This window comes from Mycolicibacterium confluentis, assembly GCF_010729895.1.
In the GTDB taxonomy this organism is placed as follows: Bacteria; Actinomycetota; Actinomycetes; order Mycobacteriales; family Mycobacteriaceae; genus Mycobacterium; species Mycobacterium confluentis.
In genome coordinates this window covers 1,330,768-1,352,472 of sequence record NZ_AP022612.1, presented here as the reverse complement: position 1 = coordinate 1,352,472, position 21,705 = coordinate 1,330,768, and the positions used below count along the sequence as shown (strand labels likewise).

Annotated in this window: 18 protein-coding genes and 1 tRNA gene; 4 read left to right on the top strand and 15 right to left on the bottom strand. The window is 67.6% G+C overall.

Going from position 1 to position 21,705, the window contains the following annotated elements:
• Positions 1-119 precede the first annotated feature (119 nt).
• The 4 genes from G6N34_RS06440 to G6N34_RS06425 all read right to left on the bottom strand — a co-directional run bounded on the left by G6N34_RS06440 (position 120) and on the right by G6N34_RS06425 (position 7,101).
• The gene (locus G6N34_RS06440; protein WP_234812961.1) at positions 120-2,468 is read right to left on the bottom strand and encodes a glycerol-3-phosphate 1-O-acyltransferase; all 2,349 of its coding nucleotides are present in this window, start codon (positions 2,466-2,468) and stop codon (positions 120-122) included.
• The gene (locus G6N34_RS06435) at positions 2,465-4,171 is read right to left on the bottom strand and encodes an HAD-IB family hydrolase/lysophospholipid acyltransferase family protein (RefSeq protein ID WP_085152999.1); all 1,707 of its coding nucleotides are present in this window, start codon (positions 4,169-4,171) and stop codon (positions 2,465-2,467) included. Before G6N34_RS06435 ends, G6N34_RS06440 begins: the two co-directional genes overlap by 4 nt.
• A complete protein-coding gene (locus tag G6N34_RS06430) occupies positions 4,168-5,655 on the bottom strand; it encodes a wax ester/triacylglycerol synthase family O-acyltransferase (protein ID WP_085152997.1) in 1,488 nt (495 codons plus the stop codon). Before G6N34_RS06430 ends, G6N34_RS06435 begins: the two co-directional genes overlap by 4 nt.
• Positions 5,656-5,844: 189 nt before the next feature.
• Positions 5,845-7,101, bottom strand: coding sequence for an alpha/beta hydrolase fold domain-containing protein (locus G6N34_RS06425; RefSeq protein WP_407663211.1), 1,257 nt, complete (start codon positions 7,099-7,101; stop codon positions 5,845-5,847).
• A gap of 178 nt (positions 7,102-7,279) precedes the next feature.
• Between G6N34_RS06425 and G6N34_RS06420 the strand changes: the two genes are divergently transcribed.
• Positions 7,280-7,353, top strand: a tRNA-Arg gene (locus G6N34_RS06420).
• Between the two features lie 22 nt (positions 7,354-7,375).
• Here G6N34_RS06420 and G6N34_RS06415 read toward each other — a convergent pair.
• Positions 7,376-7,840, bottom strand: a complete 465-nt coding sequence (locus G6N34_RS06415) for a MarR family winged helix-turn-helix transcriptional regulator (protein ID WP_085152995.1) — start codon at positions 7,838-7,840, stop codon at positions 7,376-7,378.
• A 59-nt stretch (positions 7,841-7,899) separates the two neighbouring features.
• Here G6N34_RS06415 and G6N34_RS06410 point away from each other — a divergent pair, with 59 nt between their 5' ends.
• On the top strand, positions 7,900-8,727 hold the full coding sequence (locus G6N34_RS06410) for an alpha/beta fold hydrolase (RefSeq protein ID WP_085152993.1): 828 nt from the start codon (positions 7,900-7,902) through the stop codon (positions 8,725-8,727).
• Between the two features lie 46 nt (positions 8,728-8,773).
• Here the strand turns inward: G6N34_RS06410 and G6N34_RS06405 are convergent, their stop codons facing one another.
• Both G6N34_RS06405 and G6N34_RS06400 read right to left on the bottom strand, forming a co-directional pair.
• Positions 8,774-9,946 (bottom strand): Fic family protein, encoded by a 1,173-nt coding sequence (locus tag G6N34_RS06405; RefSeq protein WP_085152991.1) that lies wholly within the window; start codon positions 9,944-9,946, stop codon positions 8,774-8,776.
• A 103-nt stretch (positions 9,947-10,049) separates the two neighbouring features.
• A complete protein-coding gene (locus tag G6N34_RS06400; protein ID WP_085152989.1) occupies positions 10,050-11,495 on the bottom strand; it encodes an MDR family MFS transporter in 1,446 nt (481 codons plus the stop codon).
• A 158-nt stretch (positions 11,496-11,653) separates the two neighbouring features.
• On the opposite strand from G6N34_RS06400, the gene G6N34_RS06395 reads away from it, so the two are divergent.
• The gene (locus G6N34_RS06395) at positions 11,654-12,475 is read left to right on the top strand and encodes a TspO-related membrane protein (RefSeq protein WP_085152987.1); all 822 of its coding nucleotides are present in this window, start codon (positions 11,654-11,656) and stop codon (positions 12,473-12,475) included.
• Here G6N34_RS06395 and G6N34_RS06390 read toward each other — a convergent pair.
• Positions 12,444-12,863 (bottom strand): nitroreductase family deazaflavin-dependent oxidoreductase, encoded by a 420-nt coding sequence (locus G6N34_RS06390; protein ID WP_085153297.1) that lies wholly within the window; start codon positions 12,861-12,863, stop codon positions 12,444-12,446. The two genes, G6N34_RS06395 and G6N34_RS06390, sit on opposite strands and share 32 nt — an antisense overlap.
• Before the next feature lie 132 nt (positions 12,864-12,995).
• On the opposite strand from G6N34_RS06390, the gene G6N34_RS06385 reads away from it, so the two are divergent.
• Complete coding sequence (locus tag G6N34_RS06385) at positions 12,996-13,751, top strand: enoyl-CoA hydratase (protein ID WP_085152985.1); 756 nt, start codon at positions 12,996-12,998, stop codon at positions 13,749-13,751.
• Here the strand turns inward: G6N34_RS06385 and G6N34_RS06380 are convergent, their stop codons facing one another.
• From G6N34_RS06380 to G6N34_RS06350, 7 genes are all read right to left on the bottom strand, one after another.
• Positions 13,752-14,942: a dihydrolipoamide acetyltransferase family protein gene (locus G6N34_RS06380; protein WP_085152983.1), complete on the bottom strand. Its 1,191-nt coding sequence runs from the start codon at positions 14,940-14,942 to the stop codon at positions 13,752-13,754.
• Positions 14,939-15,928 (bottom strand): alpha-ketoacid dehydrogenase subunit beta, encoded by a 990-nt coding sequence (locus G6N34_RS06375; RefSeq protein ID WP_234812971.1) that lies wholly within the window; start codon positions 15,926-15,928, stop codon positions 14,939-14,941. The genes G6N34_RS06380 and G6N34_RS06375 overlap by 4 nt, the downstream gene beginning before the upstream one ends.
• 76 nt (positions 15,929-16,004) lie before the next feature.
• A complete protein-coding gene (gene pdhA, locus G6N34_RS06370; protein ID WP_407663210.1) occupies positions 16,005-17,105 on the bottom strand; it encodes a pyruvate dehydrogenase (acetyl-transferring) E1 component subunit alpha in 1,101 nt (366 codons plus the stop codon).
• Between the two features lie 116 nt (positions 17,106-17,221).
• Positions 17,222-18,022, bottom strand: coding sequence for an HpcH/HpaI aldolase/citrate lyase family protein (locus tag G6N34_RS06365; RefSeq protein WP_085152979.1), 801 nt, complete (start codon positions 18,020-18,022; stop codon positions 17,222-17,224).
• On the bottom strand, positions 18,023-18,538 hold the full coding sequence (locus tag G6N34_RS06360; protein WP_085152977.1) for a MaoC family dehydratase: 516 nt from the start codon (positions 18,536-18,538) through the stop codon (positions 18,023-18,025).
• Positions 18,535-19,698: an acyl-CoA dehydrogenase family protein gene (locus G6N34_RS06355; protein ID WP_085152975.1), complete on the bottom strand. Its 1,164-nt coding sequence runs from the start codon at positions 19,696-19,698 to the stop codon at positions 18,535-18,537. Before G6N34_RS06355 ends, G6N34_RS06360 begins: the two co-directional genes overlap by 4 nt.
• On the bottom strand, positions 19,698-21,698 hold the full coding sequence (locus G6N34_RS06350) for an acetyl/propionyl/methylcrotonyl-CoA carboxylase subunit alpha (protein ID WP_085152973.1): 2,001 nt from the start codon (positions 21,696-21,698) through the stop codon (positions 19,698-19,700). Before G6N34_RS06350 ends, G6N34_RS06355 begins: the two co-directional genes overlap by 1 nt.
• Positions 21,699-21,705 lie beyond the last annotated feature (7 nt).

Below are 21,705 nucleotides of genomic sequence, written 5' to 3'. Positions count from 1 at the left end.
GCCTCCCTGCGCCGCAGAGTTGAGGTGTTCGCACCCGTCCCTGGGCCGATGGGTGAAGAAGAAACTCTGGGCGTCGCCCGGCGCCGTCAGTTGGGCGACGCCCGGCGACGCCGACGGGATCAGGCCGAGTCGGCCGACTCGCTGCGTGCGGCGTCCCGCTCGAGGAAGTGCCGCCGCGAGATCATGTGCACTCTGTGCATGTCGGCCATGATGCCGCGCAGTTCCTTCAGAAACGCCTCGCGACGTTCGGCCAGGTCGGGCGCCGGTGTCAGCAGACCCTGGTCGGCCACGACCTGCCGGGCCGTCGCGAAGAGCAGCGCCGACACCGACTCACTGCTCCGCACGCGGCGCTGGGCCGCCAACTGGCTGCCCACCCCGAGCGCCCGGTCGGTCAGGTCCTTCTCCGACACGTCGGCCGGCGAGTCGCGCAGCACGTCCGCGACGATCTCGTAGGCCTCGATGAACGGCCGCAGCATCGCGTGCGCCATCAGCGGCTGCTTGTCGTACAGCAGGCGCTCGATGCCCTCACTCCCGGCGGCCACCTGCGCCTCCCAGTTGGCGTGCCAGGTCATCTCCTGCGCGATGTTCTCGCGGAACCTCGCCGAATCGGCGAAGTAGAACTCGAACTTCAGCAGATCGCGCAGGCGCATCGCCTGGGCCCAGAACGCCTCAAGCCGGTCACCCTCCGCGCGGCCCGCATACGCCAGGGCCAACTCGACGATCGAGGTCTCCTGGAAGGCGTGGATGATCGAGTTGCGGTAGAACGCCGCCTCGTGCTCATCTGCGGAAGCGATGCGCCACACCGGTTCTCGTCCACTGTCGACCCGGGTCACGGGATTGCCTCCGGACAGTGCGTCGAGGGCGGACCGCACACCTTCGGGCGTCCGCAGGCGCAGCGCCGATTCGGTCATCGGCGTGCCCTTGCGCTCCAGGTAGTCCAGCGACGGCGCCAACGTGTGGTGCACCTGATCGAGTGTGAGCGCGACACCGCGCGTCGTCAGCAGCAGCGCCGACACCAGACCCGTCGCGTTGATCGGCGTGGCCTCCAGAATGCGCCACGACACGTCGAACGCCATCTTCTGCAGCGCAAGACGTTTCGCGTCGGGATCCTTCTCGAACTCCCCGTGCGGCGGGCCCAGATGCTGACGCATCGACACCGCGGGTGGGAAGCGCACATAGATCTTGCCGAAGTTGCGTTCGCCCTGGGCCTTGATGAAGTTGTAGAGCCAGCTGACACCCTCGGGCGTCTTCTCACCGCCGCGCGCGTACGCGGCGTACTCGCGGGTCTCGTGCAGTTGGTCGAAACTGATCGACACCGGTTGCAGCAGGACGTCGTCGCTGCGGCCGTCGAGGTACGCGTCGGCGACATAGGCCAGCAGACCGAGCTTGGGCGGCAACATCTTTCCGGTACGGGACCGGGTGCCCTCGATCGACCAGCTGAGGTTGAACCGCTTCTCCACGATGTAACCGACGAACTGCCGCAGCACGTACTTGTACAGCGGATCGTCGAGCTTGCGGCGGATGAAGATGACACCTGAGCGCCGCATCAGCGGACCCATGAATCCGAAGGACAGGTTGATGCCGGCGAAGGTGTGCACCGGCGGAAGCCTGTTCTCCTGCATGGCCACCGGCACGATCGCGCCGTCGAGGTAGGACCGGTGCGAGAACAGCAGAACGGCTGGGTGGGCTTCCAACGCGCGCCGCAACGACTCGATCTCGGTGCCGTCGTAGTCGATGTTGGGATCGAAACCGCGGCTGAAGATCGCGCGGCCCAGGTTGGGCATCAGGTCAACGGAGAACCGACTCCACCCAGTCGCCAGTTCGTCGAGCATCTCCCCAGCCTTCTCGACCGTGGCGCCAGGGATCCCCTCCAGCCCGTCGCGAAAGCGGCTCGACGCCAGCATCTCCGGCTTGATCAACCGCGGCGACTTGTACTCCGGCCCCAGAAGCCGAAGCTCGATCCGCTCGATGGCCAGGCTGGCGCGGCGCAGCACGAATCGCGCGAAATCGCGGGGCGAGTCCGCCACCGTGGTGTCCTGCCACTGCTGGCGCAGCTCGGACACTTTGGCGGGCTCACCCGCGACCACCCGGGCACGGCTCTTGTCCCGCCGCAGAATTCCGCGCTGCAGAATCTCCGGCGGACGGTAGGTGTCCCGGCCTGACAACAGGCCGACGATCTTGACCCGCGTGGGCAGACCGCCCGGCACCCAGAAGACCCGCACTGGCACCACTGAACGGTCGTCGCCGGTCTGCAGTTCCTCCACCAGGCTGGCCACCACGCCCGGCGGCGGATCCTCGCCAGGCATCTGCAGCACGTCGATCTGGGCTTCGGGATGGTTCGCACGCTGCGTGCGCATCCAGTCGTTGAGGAGGGCGGCCTCTGCCGGCGACGAGACGGACGCGAGCACCAGCGCGTCGCCGCTGATCGTCACCTCCGGCAGCTCACCGGATTTCCTGACTCCCGTCACGGCTGGCCCTGACCGGTGTCATCGGCCTCGGCCACCACGGGCCCGGTCTTCTTCACGGGCGCCTTCTTGGGGGCTTTCTTAGCGGCGGTCTTCTTCGCGGCCACTTTCTCGGCCGGCGCCTTCTCCGCGGCCACTTTCTTGACCGGTGCCTTCTTGGCGGCCTTCTTGGCCGGCGCCTTCCTGGCGGCCTTCTTCGCCGCCTTCTTGGGCTTCTCACCCGCGGGCAGCAGGTAAGGCTGCACGCTGGGCAACTCCTCGACCGGCCAGTCGGCGAGCGTGTCCAGATAGAGCTGTCGGATGCCCGCGATCCGGTCACCCAGATCGTCGACAGTCCAGTCCTGCACCGAGATCGGTGGGAACACCGCGACGTCGACGGTACCCGGATTCATCAGGGTGGAATCACGCGACCCGATGGCCTCGGCGTTCCTGATCACCACGGGGACGATCGGGATACCGGCCGCCATCGCAAGCCGGAACGGTCCCTTCTTGAAGGGGCCGACGGTCGTGGTGTCGAGCCGGGTGCCCTCCGGGGCGATGACGATCGACAGGCCCTTGCGGGTCAGGTCCTCGACCTGTTTGAGCGCCGCCACGGCCGACTCGGTGTCATCGCGGTCGATGAACACCGCGTCCATGAGCTTGCCGAGAGTGCCTGCGATGGGGTCGCTTTCGAGCTCCTTCTTCCCCACCCCGGTGTAGTTGTCCTTGACCAGCGCGCTGGTGATGACGGGGTCGAAGTTGTTGCGGTGGTTGAAGATGAACACCGCGGGCCGCTGCGCGGTCAGGTTCTCGCGCCCCAGCACGTTGAGCTGAACACCGCTGGCGGCCAACAGCAACTGGCCCCAGTTGCCGGTGAAGAAGTTGACGCCGCGGCGTCGGCTGCGGGTCAGCAGGCCCCAGCCGACCGCACCGGCGGCGATCGGCACGGCGGCTCCGACACCGGCCAGCGCCTTGATGGTTCCGGTGAGACCCGGACCGCCGCGACTGGTGAATTTCAGGATGGGCCAACCCCGTTGCCGTGCGACGGCGGCCATCTTGCCCTCAGGGTTGGTGGGCCGCGGGTTGCCGACCAGATACATCAGCGCGACGTCCTCGTTGCCGTCGGCGTAGAAGTAGCTGTCCTTCAAGTCGATTCCGCGTTCGGCGGCGAACTTCTGCACCGCATTGGCCTTGCCCGGGCCCCACAGGATGGGGCGGACGATGCCGCCGGTGAGCACGCCGTCGTCGTCGAGTTCGAACCGGTTGGTCAGGGTGTTGGGGATGCCGAGGAAGCGCGCGACGGGTTCCACCTGGATGGTCAACGCCGACGAACTCAGGCAGACGGTGTGCCCGCGGTCGAGGTGCGCGCGCACGAGTTCCCGCATCTCCGGGTAGATCCGGGATTCGATCTTGGTACGGAACAGGCGCTCCCCCACCTCATCCATGTCGGTGATCGACCGCCCCCGCATGACCTTCGACGCCGAGGTGATGAGGTCCTCGAACTCGAGCCTTCCCAGTTGGTGGTTGAGCCCGGCCTGGATCATGCCGACCAGGTCGCCGATGCCCATCTCACGCCTGCGGAACTGCTCCTGGGTCAGGATGACTCCCGTGAAGCCCGCGACCAGGGTTCCGTCCAGGTCGAAGAAGGCGCCGATCTTCGGGCCAGGCGGGCTGGCTTTCACCTCGGCCACCGATCCGGGCAGCCGAAGGGCACGCGCTGAGCTCATGAAACCGCCGTTCCATTGTCCGAGGGGTTCTGCTGAGTGCTCTCCGACGGCGCGGAGAAGGACGCGGGCGCCGACACCGGCGTCGGGTCACCGACCAGTGCCAGCACCTCGTCGAAGCCCGCGAGCAGGCAGCGCGCGAACAGGTCGCCGTTGGTGACCGAGGCCTGGTCGTACCGAGTGCTGATCGTGCACCAACCGCTGCGCGACACCAGCACCACCATCATGGCGACACCGGGAAGCGGCCCAATTCCATACTGCCGCAACACCTGTGCGCCCGCGATGAACGTGTCCCCGGAGAACACCGGGATGTTGCTGGCCTGCACGTCGGAGACGATCACACTTCCGGTCATGGACTCGAGGACCGCGTCGGGCAGCAGTGACAACAGCGGGGCCACCGCCCCGACGACGTCAAGTGCGACCTCCTCGCGCCGCTGCGTCATCTGGGTGCGGATTCTGTGGATGCGTTCGGCCGGGTCGGCGACTCCGATGGGCGCGGCGAGATTCACACCGGCGAAACGGTTTCCGCCCGCGGGGTCGGAGTCCGAGCGCAGGTTCACCGGCACTGCCATCGGAAGTGAGGCGATCGGCACTCCCAACGCCTCGTGGTAGCGCCGCAGCGCCCCGCAGAGGCCCGCGAGGTAGGCGTCGTTGATCGATCCGCCCGCGGCCTTGGCGGCCCGGTGCAGATCGGAGAGCTTGATGTCGATGGCCTCGGTGCGGGTCGACAGGCTGCGCCGGCGCAGCAGTGGCGACGGCGGGGCCGCCTGTCGGGTGACGCGGCGACTGGAACTCGCGTAGCTCAACGCGCCGGTGACCACCGACCCGGGGCGGGCGATGGCCTTGCCCGCCATGCCGATCGCACCGCTGACGACGCCAAGGATGTTGCCGACGATTGTGCCCGGGAGGTCGTTGATGCCCCTGCGCATCAGGTCGTTGGCCGACAGGTCCTGCGGGATCGGCAGCGGGGCCCTCGGTCGCGGCGCGGCGTCGCGTTCGAGGTCGTAGATCTCCCCGAACATCGCGACTGTGCCGACCCCGTCGGCGACGGCATGGCTCAGGTGCAGGATCTGGGCGGCCCGGCCGCCCTGCAGCCCCTCGATCAACGTGGCGCTCCACAGCGGCCGGGTGATGTCCATGGGCGACTGCTGGATGATCTCGGCCATGTCGAACACCTGACGCAGGGTGCCGGGTTCCGGCACGCGCACTCGGCGGACGTGGAAGTCGAGGTTGAAGTCGGGGTCGATCACCCAACGGGCCGCTGCCGTCGGCAGCGTCGGTACGACGACCTTCTGCCGCAGCCGCGGGAGCCGACGCGAGGCGTTCTCGAACGTCGCGCGGTAACGCTCCCATTCGGGCGCCTTGTCGAGCACCTCGAGGGCCATGATCCCCGACCTGGTGCGCGGATTCGCCTCGCCGCGATGCAGCAACTGGTCGACCGCACTCAGTTCGTCGGACAGCTGCGTGGCATCGAAGGAATCATCCACCGGTCGCTCACTCCTCCCGCCGTCTCACGCTGACCGCACACCAAACACCACGCTAGTCCCAGCCGCGGTGCCGCGGCAGCTGATTGTACGGATCACCTGGGTGCGGGACCCGCGCTGACCTGTGCAGAACCCGGCCTTCACCTGCCATCAAAAGCGATGGCGCACCGACGAATTGGCTTCAGCGGCGGCTCATCCGGCGCTGTGCACCAGTTCCGGCAGTGAGGCCCTGTGCTCGGCGTAGGTGACCCCGAGGAAGTCGGAGACCGCGTCGCACACCAATTGGGACCGCACCGTGGCCACCGTGTCGAAGGCGTGATGGGCGTTCGGCAGTTCGGCGTGCCCGACCCTGGGGGCGCCGGCGTCCCGCAGGGCCTCGACGAACGCGCGCGCCTGGGTGTACGGGATGACGGCGTCGTTGCGCCCGTGCAGCACGAAGAACGGCGGTGCATCACGGTGGACGTGGACGATCGGCGAGGCGGCCCGGTACAGCGCCGGGGCGTCGGCCAGCCGGGCCCTCATGACGAACCGCTCCAGGAACGGCAGCATCAGCTCGCACATGTTGTCCTGGTCGGTCAGGTCGTAGGCGCCGTAGTACGGGACCGCGGCCTGCACTCGGGTGTCGACACCCTCGAATCCGGGCTGCAACTGGGGATCGTTTGCGGTCAGCGCCGCCAGGGAACCGATGTGCGCGCCCGCCGAACCCCCGGTGATCGCGATGAAGTTCGGGTCGCCCCCGTAGTCGGCGATGTTCTCCCGCAGCCATGCGATGGCCCGTTTGACGTCGACGATGTGCGCCGGCCAGGCCGACCTCGGGCTGCGGCTGTAGTTGATGGTGACGCAGATCCAGCCCAGTTCGACCATCCGGCTCAGCAACGGGACCGCCTGCCCGCGCTTCTCGCTGATCGCCCACGCGCCACCGGGGATCTGCAGCAGCACGGGCGCGCGCTGATCGGGTGTCACATCGGGACGACGCCAGATGTCGAGCAGATGGTCACGGCCACCGGGGCCATAGGAGACGTTGCGGGTGACGGCCGCGTACCTGCTGCGCTGCGCGGCGTACAGCACGCCGGCGACGCTGTGGCGCCGGGCCGCGGGATCGGTGACGGGATGCGCGACGCGGTCGGCGTAGTCCTCGCCATGCACTTCGGTCAGCGCCTCCCGCAGCACCAGGTCAGCACGCTGTCCGGCCAGGTGGTTGGTGTATCGGTGCACGTGAGAGACGTCCACCGCAGACAGCGCGTGGCCGGTGAGGACCCGCAGCGGAAACTCCGTCAGCGCCCATCCGGCCATCCACAGGGCCAATCTCGGGGCCCCACGCATCAATACCGAGGCCGCCTGCGCCGTCCCGACCGGATCACCGGCCAAGCCCCGCGCCGCTTGGAAAACCCCTGCTCCGACGCGTGTAGCGCGTTCGGACATCGACATCGACATCGGCGTCGCGGTCATGGCAGATGCACCCTCGCAATCAGGTTCGGGCCCCGATGCCCGACTGCGGCCAACCGATCAGCAGTTGTGCCATGGCTCACACCATAACCACTCTTGTGGTCGCGCAAACACATTCCCCCCGGCGTGCCCCGCGCCTTCCGCGGCGTGGATTCCCGTTGGATACACTGACCTGCGCGTTGCCTCCGTAGCTCAGTTGGATAGAGCAAGGGCCTTCTAATCCCTAGGTCGCAGGTTCGATTCCTGCCGGGGGCGCTTTTTCTGCACGTGGGGCCTATCAGCCCCGCGAATCGTCCGGATTCAGCCCGTCCAACAGGCGCTGCATAGTGGCGCACATCTGCGCGAAGTCCGCCTCCCCCGCCAGCGTCGACCACCGCTGCTCGATGTCGGCCACCTTGGCGCCGGCCATCCCCATCAGATCCCGGCCGCGCTCGGTCAGGTCGATCAGCTTCGCTCTTCCGTCCGCCGGGTCCGGACGACGGACGAGGTAGCCGAGGTCGACCAGGTCGTTGACCAGTTCAGAGGTTGCGGCAAGGCTCAACTGTGCGCGGTCGGCCAACTCGGTCAGCCGGACTCCGCCCATGCGGATATTGCCGAAGAGCTGGAAATGCGGTTCCCGGACATCTCCGAACCCCGCGCACTCCCGCTCGGCACCGAGGTCCTGGCGAAACTCGCGCAACAACCTCACAAGAAGCTGCCCGACCGCCTGCCGGTCCTGCGGCAGGCCTCTTGACGAAGTCACGGCATACGAGAATACTACGGTTACCGAAATTTCGGATTCCGAAACAATTGGAGGTTGTGATGGGCGCGCCCCACTCCGAGTTCGTCCGCACCGACCTCGGTCGCCTCCATGTGCAACGCACTGGCACCGGCCCCCCGGCCGTGTTGTGGCACAGCCTGTTCGTCGACTCACGATCCTGGGGTTCCCTGATCGACGACTTGGCGCGACACCGCACCGTGTACGCCATCGACGGACCCTCACACGGCAGAAGCGACCCGGTGCCGCGCGACTTCAGCTTCGACGAGGTGGCGGGTAGTGCGCTCCAGGCGTTGGACCGCCTGGGCCTCACCGACCCGGTGGACTGGGTCGGCAACGCCTGGGGTGGGCACGTCGGTATCCGATTGGCGGCGGGATCGCGGTTGCGGACGTTGACCACCATCGGCACCCCGGTTCAGGGACTGACTTTCGGCGAGAAGCTCAAGATTGGGCCGCTGGTCGGCCTGCACCGGCTCACCGGCCCGACCGACATCCTCGTGAAGCTGCTGTTCGACTCGCTGGTCGGCCCGGATTCCCTTGCCGCACAACCAGAGCAGGCTGCTGCGGTGGTGGCGTCGTTTCGGGACGCCGACCGCCGCGGAATGAACCACGCGATGCGCTCGATGATGCTGATGCGCTCGGGTGTCGAGAACCTGCTCGCCGAAATCAAGGTGCCCACGCTGATGATGCCCGTGCGCGATGACGTGACAGGGTGGCGGCCCGACGAAGCCCGCCGCACCTGTGTTGCCATCGCCGACTGTCGCGTCGAAGAGGTCGCCGGCACGGGCCACGTCTCGCCACTGCTGGTCGACCGTGCACGCATCCTGCAACTGGTGACGGACTTCTGGAAAGTGACCGCGCCGAAGGCCTGAGCACGCTCGACAGACGCAGCGAATGCGTGGAGGCAACGGCGTTCAATCAGCCTCGGCGCCCGGCACGTTCCGCAAAAGCGTCAATCGCCGCGAGGACTTCCGGTGAACGCCACACCCGGTTGCGTGGCCCATTGGTTGTCTCGACGAGGATTCCCGCCTCGGTAAGCGGGTTGAGATAGCGGTGAGCATTGGTGGATTCGATGCCCAACTCCTGCGCCACGAGCGCAGCGTTCACCACTGGGCGGCGGGTCAACAAATCGGCCACCTTCCACACCGCCGAATCGGAACGCGCGGTGATGACGCCCTTCCAGGCGCCGCGGATATCGCGGATCTCGGTGACCAGTCGCCGACCATTGGCGATCGCCAGCATCGCGGCCTGCGAGAAGCGCTCGACAATCGGCGCGGCATCACCTTCGCGATAGTTCGTCAATGCGTCGAAGTACGCACCGGCGTCGGCAAGCAACCCAGCCGAGACGGGCACCGTCACCTGACGCGTCAAACCCTTGTTGCGCAGCATGGCTTGTGCCAATGCGCGGCCCGTGCGGCCATTTCCGTCGGTGAAGGGGTGGATCGTCTCGAACTGTGCATGACTCACCGCAATCTGCGGCAACGCGGGGACATCGTCCCGCTGCGCGAAGGCGATCAGGTCATCAATCGCCGCAGGGATCAACTCGTGGCGCGGACCGACAAACGTCGCACCGATCGGAGTCGCCCCACCGCCGATCCACACCGGTTCCGTACGGAATTCGCCGGGCGTGTGTCTCGGATCGTTGATCATCAACGCGCTGTGCATCGCTCGGACGGCGTCAGCGTCCACGACGTCGGACAGAGCGAGTGCGGCCTGCATCGCAGCGGTATTGGCAACGATGATTTGCGCGTTGCGCTTGGCCTTGCCGCCGGGCAACTCAGCCTCGCCGATCGCGCGCGCCGATGCCGTCAAATTTTCAATCTGCGAACTCGCGGCCGACTCCGATCGGAGCAACACGGCAGCAAACGGTGCAATCTCGCCGCCGAGTTCGGCGTCGAATCGAGCGATCTCACGACTGGCGGACTCAGCTTCCGCCCATACCGCGGGAGGCAGATCCAGGGTCAAGTCCGTGATGCCTGCTGGCACGGCCGGGTGATAGGTGCCGTACTTGGGCAGCGTTTGGCCCGCGTGCCGCCTGCCCTGAGGCTCCCAACGAACGTTCTCGTAGGAGACAGGGCTAAGTGAAGTCACCGGCCCATTTTAACTTCACTTAGCGCACTAAGTGAAGTTAAAGGGCGGAGTTGACTTCACTTAGCGACGTCCCATCACGCAAATCTGCCGGGAAGGCCCGCCCTCAGTGCGTCGGCGTCCCACCCGCAGGACTCGGCTCCGACGCCGTGAAGAACGCCGCGAACACCGCAACCACGCTGATCATCGCAGCGACCAGGAAGGCCGTATGGATGCCGGGCATGTCCGGCGCACCGCCCGAGTGCGATGCGTTGGTCATCACCGTCACGAGCAGCGCAATGCCCGCCGCTCCCCCGACCTGCTGGAGCGTCGTCAGGATGGCGCTGCCGTGGGAGTACAACCGGTCCGGCAGGACGGCGAGCGCGTCGGTCAGCAACGGGGTGAAAATCAGCGCAAGGCCGACCATCATGATCGACTGCAGGACCACGAGTTGCCAGATCGGCGACGACGCGGTCAGCAGCGTCAACCCCCACAGCGACGCGCACAGGAGCATTGATCCCGGCACCACGAGCACCCGCGCGCCGCGACGGTCGTAGACCCGCCCGACCAGCGGGCCCGCGATCCCCATCAGCACGCCGCCCGGCAGCGTCGCCAACCCGGCCACCAACGCGCTCTTGTCCAGAACATCCTGGACGTACAGCGGCACCATGATGATCGCGCCGAACAGCCCCACGCAGCCGAGGACCACGAGGCCCAGCGACACCGAGAACCGTCGGTGGGTGAACGGCCGCAGATCGAGGAGCGCGCGATCCTGCCGCTGCAGGCGCACCTGCCGCACCCCGAAGGCCACCATGGCGACCGCGCCGATCACCATCGGCACCCACGCGGGAATCATCTGCCCACCGTGGCCGGACTCGCCGAAAAGGGACAGCCCCAGCACCAGGCCGGCGAACGCGATCGCCGACAGCGGCACCGACACCGCGTCGATGGGCGTCGGCTCCTCCTGTTCGTCGTCGACCCACAGCCACACCACGCCTGCGGCCAGGGCCGCCAACGCGATGGGCAGTACGGTCCAGAACGTCCATCGCCAGTCGAGTGAGCCCAGGATGAATCCGGACAGCGTCGGCCCCACCGCCGGGGCCACCGCGATGACGATCGAGATGGTCCCCATCATCTGCCCGCGCCGATGCGCGGGGATCAACTTCATCACGGTCGTTATCAGCAGCGGAATCATCACCGCGGTGCCGCACGCCTGCACGATCCGTCCCGCCAGCAGCACCGCGAAACCCGGTGCCAGCGCCGCGATCAGGGTGCCAGCGCAGAACGCCGACATCGCTCCCAGGAAGACGGATCGGGCCGAAAAGCGTTGCAGCAGTGAGCCGGACATGGGAATGACCACGGCCATGGTCAACATGTAGCCGCTGGTGAGCCACTGCGCGGTGCTCGCGGAAGTGTTCAAGTCGACGATCAGGGCGGGCAGCGCGACGCTCATGATCGTCTCGTTGAGGATCATGACGAATGCCGAGGAGACCAGCAGTGCGATGATCACGTTGGCGCTGGGTTGGGCCCGTCGTACCGACGCGACGGTGTCGGCTGTCAGCCCGGTGCCCATACCCACACTCCTCAGTTGTTCTGTCGTCGGCGGCTAATCAGGGTAGGCGGGAGACCCCCGGCGACGAAAACGAATTCTGTGATGCTGTCCGTAACGCGGTTGAACCCAGGAACAAATGGGCATAGATCCAGCCACATCTGTGATGCAAAGGAGCCCACATGTCGTCGCCCGCCGCCGGTCCCGAGGTGCAGAAGAGGACGTCAACCGACGTTCTGCTGGCCAGTCTGGTCACCCTGGCCACCGCGGTCACCCTGCTGGTGAACGCCCTGGCCAACGGACTGCCCATCAACGGCAAGACCACCGGCGACGTCACCCGTGACTTCGACGTGTACTTCTCCCCCGCGGGCTACGCCTTCAGCATCTGGAGCCTCATCTACACGGGGCTCATCGCCTACACCGTGTATCTGTGGGTGGCGGTCGTGCGTGGCCGCGATGCCGACACCGCCCGCACCATCGCACCCTGGTACCTGCTCACCGCGGTCGCGAACTGCTCATGGCTGTTCGCCTGGCATCACACCCAGTTCCCGCTCAGCATGCTGCTTATGGTCGTGCTGCTCGCGGCGCTGATCGTCATCTACCGCCTGCAGGCCGCCCGCACCCCGTCCTCGACGTTGGAGTTGTGGGCCGTGCACGTCCCGTTCCGCATCTACCTGGGCTGGATCTCGGTGGCGACAATCGCCAACGCGACCATCACGCTCAAGGACGCCGGGTGGGACGGTTTCGGCATCTCCGAGCCGACGTGGGGCGTGATCATGATCGTGGTCGCGACCGCGCTGGGCCTGGTGATGAGCTTCCTGTACGCCGACGCCGCCTACGTCGCGGTGATCGCCTGGGCGCTGATCGCGGTTGCGGTCCGACTCAGCGAGACGACCTCGATCCTGGTGGCCGCACTGGCCGGCGCGACCGTAGTGGTGGCCTCACTGTTGATCACGGTGCCACGTCGACGCGTCAGGCCCGCTCCAGCACCACAACCGGAATGACCCGGTCGGTCTTCTTCTGGTACTCGGCGTAGTCGGGCCAGACCTCGAGCATCCTGTCCCACATCGCCGGTTTCTCATCGTCGGCCGCGATTCGTGCGCGGACCGGGAAACGGTCGGCTTTGATCTGCACCTCCGCGTTCGGGTCGGCCTCGAGGTTGCGGAACCAGGCCGGCGGGGCGTCGTTGCCGCCCTTGGACGCGACGACGAGGTAGGCGTCGTCGCCCCACGTCCGGAAGATCAGCGCGTGCCTGCGCGGCTTCCCGGACTTGTGCCCCTTGGTGAACAGGATCAGGATCTCGGTGCCGTTCCAGTGGTAACCGTCGGCCCCGTCGGTCTCGAGGTAGCGGTCGACGTGCGGGTCGCCGTGCAGGGAGTCTGCGGTAGTCATGACGTCCACGGTGCCACTGCTGCCAGGGCACGTCACCCGGATGCCGAGATCGATGACATGACGCGATCCACTCGCGCTTCTGCGGCCCTGTGTCCGTGTAGGTGAAAACGGGGGCGGGGTAGCGTGCCGAGCATGAGTTCAGATCTCGTGCTCTACGCCGTCAAAGACAAGGTCGCCCTGCTCACGGTCAACGACCCCGACCGGCGCAACGCCGTCACCGACGCGATGTCAGCGCAGTTGCGTGCCGCGGTCGAACGCGCCGAGGCCGACCCCGACGTGCACGCGCTCGTCATCACCGGCGCGGGTAAGGCGTTCTGTGCGGGAGCGGACCTGAGCGCGTTGGGTGCCGCGGCCGAAGAGGGTCTGCTGCGGATCTACGACGGCTTCATGGCCATCGCAGGATGCACGCTGCCGACGATCGCCGCGGTCAACGGCGCCGCGGTCGGCGCGGGCCTCAACCTCGCCCTGGCCGCCGACGTCCGGATCGCCGGGCCCCACGCGATGTTCGACCCGCGCTTCCAGAAACTCGGCATCCATCCCGGCGGCGGCGCCACGTGGATGCTGCAGCGCGGAGTCGGACCTCAGGTCGCACGCGCGGCACTGCTGTTCGGCATGCGATTCGATGCGCAGGCGTCGGTCGAACACGGCCTGGCACTGCAGGTCGCTGACGACCCCGTGGCCGCGGCCCTGGAACTGGCATCGGGCCCCGCATCCGCGCCCCGTGAGGTGGTGCTCGCGACCAAGGCGACGATGCGTGCCACGGCGACACCCGGCGCCGTCGACACCGACCTGCACCACACCGCGATGCGCACCGAACTCGGCCCGCAGGCTCAGTCGATCCAGTCGCCGGAGTTCCAGGACCGGCTGAAGGCCGCGCAGCGCAAGTAGTTACAGGTCAAGCAGCGCGGTCTCGGGGGCTTCGATCAGCGACCGCAACTCCGACAGGAACGCACCCGCCTGCGCGCCGTCGGCCACCCGATGGTCGAAGGCGCAGGTCAATGTCATGGTGGAACGTGCCACGACCGCCCCGTCAGCCACGACGGCCCTGGGCTTGATCGACCCCATGCCCAGGATCGCGGCCTCGGGATGGTTGATCACCGGCACTCCCCGGTCCAGGCCGAGCGCACCGAAGTTTGACACCGTGAACGTCGAACCCTGCAGCTCAACGGGTTTCAGCGTGCCCGCGCGTGCGCTCTCGACCAGCCGCGACACTTCGTCGGCCAACTGCCGCGTGGTGAGTCGGTCGGCGTCGCGGACCACGGGGACCAGCAGGCCGCGGGGCGCCGCCACCGCGACACCCAGATGCACGACCGGGTGGGCATGCACCTGCGGGCCATCGTGTGCGTCCACCCATGTCGCATTGAGCAGCCGATGGTGTGTCAGCGCCAGCACCGTGAGTCTCAGCGTCAGGGCGAACGCGCTCACCGACAACCGCTCATGGACTTCAAGAAGCCGCACGCAGTCCACGTCGACGCTGGCGTGCGCATCGGGGATCTGACTGCGCGACAACGTCATCCGCTTGGCCATCTCGGCGCGCACACCCCGGACCTCGGTGACCTCACCGGCCCCGGGCCCCTTCTCGGCCGCCGCGAGTACGGATTCTCGGGACACCACTCCACCTGGCCCGGCGGGCGCGTTCTCGAGGTCCACCCGCAGTTGCGAGGCAAGCCTGCGCACCGACGGCTTAGCCCTGGCCCGTCGTCTGCTGGTGTCGAACGCGGCGTCGGCCCCATAGCCGACGAGCACGGGATTTCGTGGGCTGGCGCCGTTGCTCTCCTGCACCCTATTGTTTTTCGGCGTACCCGGCTCTGAGTGCCCTGACGGTTCCGACGGTTCCGCAGCGGCCACGGTGTCGATCTGCACCAGCATCGCCCCCACCGCCAGCACGTCACCCTCGGCGCCACCGAGCGCGGCCACCCGTCCCGCGTACGGGCTGGGGATCTCGACCTGCGCCTTGGCGGTCTCCAATGTGCACAGGGTCTGGTTCAGTTCGACGGTGTCGCCGACCGCGACACTCCAACTCGTCACAGTGGCGTCTTCGAGACCCTCGCCGAGGTCGGGAACCAGGAAGTCGCTCATGGCATCTCCATCACCCGTTCCACACAGTCCAGCAGCCGATCCGGACCCGGCAGCCAGAGTTTCTCCAGTCTGGCGGGTGGGTAGGGCGTGTCGAACCCGGTGGCCCGCAACACCGGAGCCTCCAGGTCGTAGAACAACTCCTCGGAGACGCGGGCCGCGAGTTCGGCGCCGAATCCCAGTGTGCGTGGCCCTTCGTGCATCACCACACAGCGACCGGTGCGGCGCACCGACTCCGCGACCGTGTCGAAGTCCAGCGGGTTCAGCGACCTTAGATCGACGACCTCGAGACTCCACCCGTGGTCTTCGGCCGCCACCTCCGCGGCCGAGATCGCGGTGGCCACCAGGCCCCCATAGGTGACGACCGTGACGTCCGTGCCACTGCGCGCCACCGCGGCCTCACCGATCGGCAGGCCGGGCACACCCACGTCGACGATCCCCCGAGTCCAGTAGCGCCGCTTGGGTTCTAAGAAGATCACCGGATCAGGACTGGCGATCGCATATCGCAGCAGCCAGTAGGCGTCGGCCGGATTCGACGGCACCACGACCTTCAAACCCGCGGTGTGTGCCCAATACGTCTCGGTGGACTCGGAATGATGCTCGACGGCACCGATGCCGCCGAACGACGGGATCCGCACCGTGACCGCCATGTCCACGTCGCCGTGGGTGCGCATGTGGTACTTCGCGAGATGGCTGACGATCTGATCGAACGCCGGATAGCTGAAGCCGTCGAACTGGATCTCGGGCACCGGCACAAGCCCGCGGATCGCCATCCCGACGGCCACGCCGATGATCCCAGACTCGGCCAGCGGGGTGTCGAAACACCGTTCCACTCCGAAGGTTTCGGCCAGGCCCTCCGTCACGCGGAACACCCCGCCGAGTGTTGCGACGTCCTCCCCGAAGACCAGCACGCGGTCATCGCCGGCCATCGCGTCATGCAGTGCGCGGTTGATGGCGGCCACCATGGTCACCTCGGTCGCAGCAGGCATCGGTGTCAGCAGTGGCGGCACGGGATCCGGAACGTCGTCCCCCTGCAACGGCGGCCGGTCGAAAAGCTGCGTCATCTCAGGCCTCCTTCGCCAGTTCGGCCCGCAACTGGTCGCGCTGGGCAGCCAGGTCCGGGGTGATCTCGGCGTAGACGTTGTCGAACATCTCGCCGACGTCCGGATCCGGTGCATCGACGATCACGTCGCGGAGTTCGGCGCGCACCCGCGCGACATGGGCTGCGACGCGCTGTTCCAGACGTTCGGTCAGCCCTCCGATGTTCTGCAGGTGGGTGCGGAACCGCGCGATCGGGTCGCGCGCCTGCCAGTCCTCGACCTCGCGGGCGTCGCGGTAGCGGGTCGGGTCGTCGGAGGTGGTGTGGGGGCCCATGCGGTACGTGACGGCCTCGATCAGGGTTGGCCCACGGCCGTCGCGGGCGCGTCGCGCGGCCTGCTCCATGACCGCGAAACAGGCCAGGACGTCGTTGCCGTCCACCCGGATGCCCGGCATTCCGTAACCGGAGGCCCGGTGCGCGATCGACGGCCCGGCAACCTGATGTTCGATGGGCACCGAGATCGCCCACTGGTTGTTCTGCACGTAGAAGATGCACGGCGCGGCGAACACCGCGGCGAGGTTGAGCGCCTCGTGCACGTCACCCGTGCTGGTGGCGCCGTCGCCGAGGAACGCGACCGTCACCGAGTCCTCGCCCAGGCGTTGAGCGGCCATGGCCGCCCCTACGGCGTGCAACTGCTGCGTGCCGATCGGGATCGAGATCGGTGCGCAGTGCTTGGCGGTGAAGCCCAATCCGCCGTGCCAGCTTCCCCGCCACACCGCTCCGAGTTGTGCGGGGGTGATGCCCCGCAGCAGAAAGGCCCCGAGTTCGCGGTACTGCGGGAACAGCCAGTCGGTCTTGCGCAAGGGCGCCACCGCACCGATCTGGGCGGCCTCCTGCCCTCGGCACGACGCGTACAGCGCGAGCTCACCCTGTCGCTGCAGGTTGGTCAGTTCGGCATCGAGTTCCCGCGTGACGACCATGGTCTCGTAGAGCCAGGCCAGGGTTTCGGGAGGCAGGTCGCGACGAAAACGCTGTTCGGAGGTGACGGCCCCGTCGGGGGCGAGGAGTTGCACCGGCTCCAGATCAGGGACATCGTGCAGCGTTGAGAGATGATCGGACCCAGCCACAGCCGCCTCCTTCAGGTCGCCGACGACATGTTTGGTCGTCAGACCCAATGGGTCAGCTCCAGCGCGGGGCCGGTCCGAGTCACCCGCTTGTGGCGGCTGCCTGCTGGCGTCCGATGTCAGGGCGCAAGCTGGACGATTCGCTCAGCCCGCCTCAACACTGGTGCATCCACCATTATGCCCTCGTGAGCGAATGCGCCCGGCTGATCCTTGGCGGCCGCGAGCACGTGTCGCGCCCACTCCACCTGTTCAGCCGAGGGCGCATAGCCGTCGCGGATGACCGCGATCTGGCTGGGGTGGATGGCCACCTTGATGTCGAATCCGACCGCGACGGCGTCGTCGACCTCGACACGGAGGCCGTCGAGATTCCTGATGTCGATGTACACCGAATCGAGCGCCTGCCTGCCGTAGGCCTTGGCCGCCAGCAGCGATCGGGACCGCACGTACTTGGCGACGTCGCGGTAGGAGTCGTCCGGGAAGCGGTTGGCGGTGCCGCCCAGGAATCCGAACAGGTCCTCCGCACCCCACATGACGCCCCAGGTGTTGGCGGCCGCGGCGGTCTCGTCGACCTTGAGCGCACCCAGCGGCGTCTCGACGATGAGCACCACGTCAAGCGGCGCGAGCGCGGTCACCTGGTCGGCGGACTCGCACTTGGGCAGCATGACGCACCGGTAGTCGGTCTTGGCGAGGACCTCGAGGTCGAGTTTCTGCTCGGGTGAGTCGCCGGCGTTGATGCGAATCACCGTGCGGGCCGGGTCCAGCGGCGTGCTCAGCAGCGCCTCGCGCGCGGCCGGCTTGTCCCCGGCGCCGTCCTCGAGGTCGAGGATCACGACATCGGCTGCCGCGGCGGCCTTCTCGAAACGCTCGGGGCGATCTGCCGGGCAGAACAGCCAGGCCGGACCGGAATTCGTCAGTGCCATCTACTCCCCCGCCGGCTTCTTGCGCACCATGGTCTTGCGCGAGGCTGTCGCAACGATGTCGCCGTGCTGATTGCGTCCGGTGTGCGCGAACGTCACAATGCCCTCACCGGGTCGGCTCTTGGATTCCCGCTTGTCGACCACCTCGGACTCGGCGTACAGCGTGTCGCCGTGGAAAAGGGGCTTGGGGAAGGCGATTTCGGAGAAACCGAGGTTGCCGACGATCGTGCCCTGGGTCAGCTGCGCGACGGACAGGCCGACCAGCGTCGACAGCGTGAACATCGAGTTCACCAGCCGCTGGTTGAACGGCGGCAGCGCATCGGAGAACGCCGCGTCCAGGTGCAGCGCCTGGGTGTTCATGGTCAGCGTGGTGAACAGGACGTTGTCTGCCTCGGTGACGGTGCGGCCGGGCCGGTGCAGGTACAGCACACCGGTTTCGAACTCCTCGAACCACAGGCCACGCTGTTCGACGATACGCTTCCCACCGTCCCGCCCGGACTGCTTCGGGGTCTCGGTCACAGGCCCAGCTCCCGGCCGATCAGCATGAGCTGCACTTCGGTTGTCCCTTCCCCGATTTCGAGGATCTTGCTGTCGCGGTAGTGGCGGGCGACGGAGTACTCGTTCATGAACCCGTAGCCGCCGAAGATCTGGGTGGCGTCACGCGAGTTGTCCATGGCCGCTTCGCTGGCCACCATCTTGGCCACCGACGCGGCCTTCTTGAACGGCTTGCCGGCCAGCATCAGCGCCGCGGCGTCGTAGTACGCCGTGCGGGCCGCGTGCGCGCGGGCCTCCATCCGGGCGATCTTGAAAGCGATGGCCTGATAGGTGCCGATCGCAGCGCCGAACGCCTGACGTTCCTTGGCGTACTTCACCGACTCGTCGACACAGCCCTGCGCGGCACCGACCGAGAGCGCCGCGATCGCGATCCGGCCCTCGTCGAGGATGCGCAGGAAGTTGGCGTAGCCGCGACCGCGTTCGCCGAGCAGGTTCTCCTCGGGCACGCGCACATCGTCGAAGCTCAGCGGGTGCGTGTCGGAGGCGTTCCAGCCCACCTTGTTGTAGGCGGGTTCGGCGGTGAACCCGTCGGTCGGCACAGGCACCAGGATCGACGAGATCTCCTTCTTGCCGTCCGGTTTCTCACCCGTCACGGCGGTCGCCGTGACGAGCTTGGTGATGTCGGTGCCGGAGTTGGTGATGAACTGCTTGGACCCGTTGATCACCCAGTGCCCGTCGTCGAGGCGCGCGGTGGTCTTGGTGGCACCGGCGTCGCTGCCGCCGCCGGCCTCGGTCAGGCCGAAGGCACCCAGCGCCTTGCCGCTGGAGAGCAGCGGCAGCCACTCCCGCTTCTGCGCCTCGTTGCCGAACCGGTACACCGGCATGGCGCCCAGCGACACCCCGGCCTCGAGCGTGATGGCCACGCTCTGGTCAACCTTGCCGAGTTCCTCCAGCGCCAGGCACAGCGCGAAGTAGTCACCGCCCATTCCGCCGTACTCCTCGGGGAAGGGCAGCCCGAACAGGCCCATGTCGGCCATACCGGCGACGACCTCGTACGGGAACGAGTGCTCCTCGTCGTGTTTGGCCGCGACGGGGGCGACGACGCTCTGCGCGAAGTCGCGGACGGTCTTGGCCAGCTGTGCGTATTCGTCGGGCAGGCTGCCCGTCGACAGATAGTCGGTCATCAGCTCTGGTCCTTCTGTTCCTGTTCGGAGGCCGTCACCGTTGCCAGCGGCTGACCCACTTTGACCTGATCGCCCACGGCGACAAGAATTTTCACCACACCGTCGACCGGCGCGGTCAGCGAATGCTCCATCTTCATCGCCTCAACGGCCACCACGACGGTGCCCGCGGCCACGTCGGCGCCGTCTTCGACGTTGACGGCCACGACGGCGCCGGGCATCGGGCTCACCAGTTCGGCGTCGCCGCTGTGCTCGTCGTCGGGTCGGACGGGGGCCTCGCGGACCTCGTCGACCCACGCCACACCACCCGGTGCGGCCAGCCAGATGCGGTGGTCGGCGTCGGCGACGCGGTAGCGCTGGGAGACGCCGTCGATGACGAGCCTGATCTGGTCACCGTCGAGCGCGGCGGTCAGGGTGTGCTGCCCGGCGTTCTCGATGGTGACGGTGGCCCCGTCCGGCGTCCCGGCGATTCCCACGTGATCGGTGCGCTCCCCCGAACGCAGACGCAGCACCGTGGGTGCATGCTCACCGCCCCGCCATCCCGAGGGTTTCGTCCACAGGTCGTCGCCGGAGGCCGCCCACAACTGCAGCCACCGGTAGGCCGCGGCGGCGATGAACGCCGAGTCGTCGGCCGACGGCGCCAGCTTGGCCAGGTAGTCCCCGACGCGGCGATCCAGCAGTCCGGTGTCCAACTGTCCAGCGACGACGTCGGCGTCGGTCAGCAGGAAGCGCAGGAAGTCGATATTGGTGACGACGCCCAGGACGGCCGTATGGGCCAGGGCGCCGTCGAGTCCGCTCAACGCGTCCTGGCGCGTCGCGCCGTGCGCGATCACCTTGGCCAGCATCGGGTCGTAGTCGCTGCCGACGACCGTGCCGACCCGCAGACCGGAGTCCACCCGGATACCGGGCCCGCCCGGTTCCACGAGGTCGAGCACCGTACCGCCGGTCGGTAGGAAGCCGTTGGCCGGATCCTCGGCGTACACGCGGGCCTCGACCGCGTGGCCGCGCAGTTCGATGTCCTGCTGGCGGGCCCGCAGCGGTTCGCCGGCCGCGATGCGCACCTGCCACTCCACCAGGTCCCACCCGGTGACCAGTTCGGTGACGGGGTGCTCGACCTGGAGGCGGGTGTTCATCTCCATGAAGAAGAACTCGTCGGGTTGATCGGCCGAGACGATGAATTCGACGGTGCCCGCACCCACGTAGTCCACGCTGCGCGCGGTGTCACACGCGGCGGCACCGATCCGCTCCCGGGTCGCGGCGTCCAGCAGCGCCGACGGCGCCTCCTCGATGACCTTCTGATGGCGGCGCTGAAGGCTGCACTCGCGCTCGCCGAGGTGGATCACGTTGCCGTGCTGGTCGGCCAGCACCTGCACCTCGATGTGCCTGGGCCGCAGCACGAATCGCTCGAGGAACAGGGTGTCGTCACCGAATGCGGCCGCCGATTCGCGACGTGCGCCCGCGAGCGCGGCGGGCAGGTCGGCTGCGTCGTGCACCAACCGCATGCCCTTGCCGCCGCCGCCTGCCGACGGCTTGACCAGGACGGGATAGCCGATGTCGTCGGCCGCGGCGATCAGTTCACCGTCGGTTAGACCCGGTCGGGCGATGCCGGGAACCACCGGGACACCGAACTTTGTGACGGTGGCCTTGGCCGTGATCTTGTCGCCCATGGTCGCGATCGCGGGCGCGGGCGGGCCGATGAACACGATGCCAGCCTGGGCCAGGGCCTGCGCGAATTGACTGTTCTCCGACAGGAATCCGTAGCCGGGGTGGACGGCCTGAGCGCCAGTGCGCACGGCGGCGTCGACCACGGCGTCGATGTTGAGGTAGCTCTGCCGTGCGGCGGCGGGGCCGATCAGCACCGCGGTGTCGGCTTCGAGGACGTGCAGTGCTCCGGCGTCAGCTTCGCTGTAGACCGCCACCGACCGGATGCCCAGGCGGCGCAGGGAGCGGATGACGCGGACCGCGATCTCGCCGCGGTTGGCAACCAGGACCGTATCGAACATCAATTCC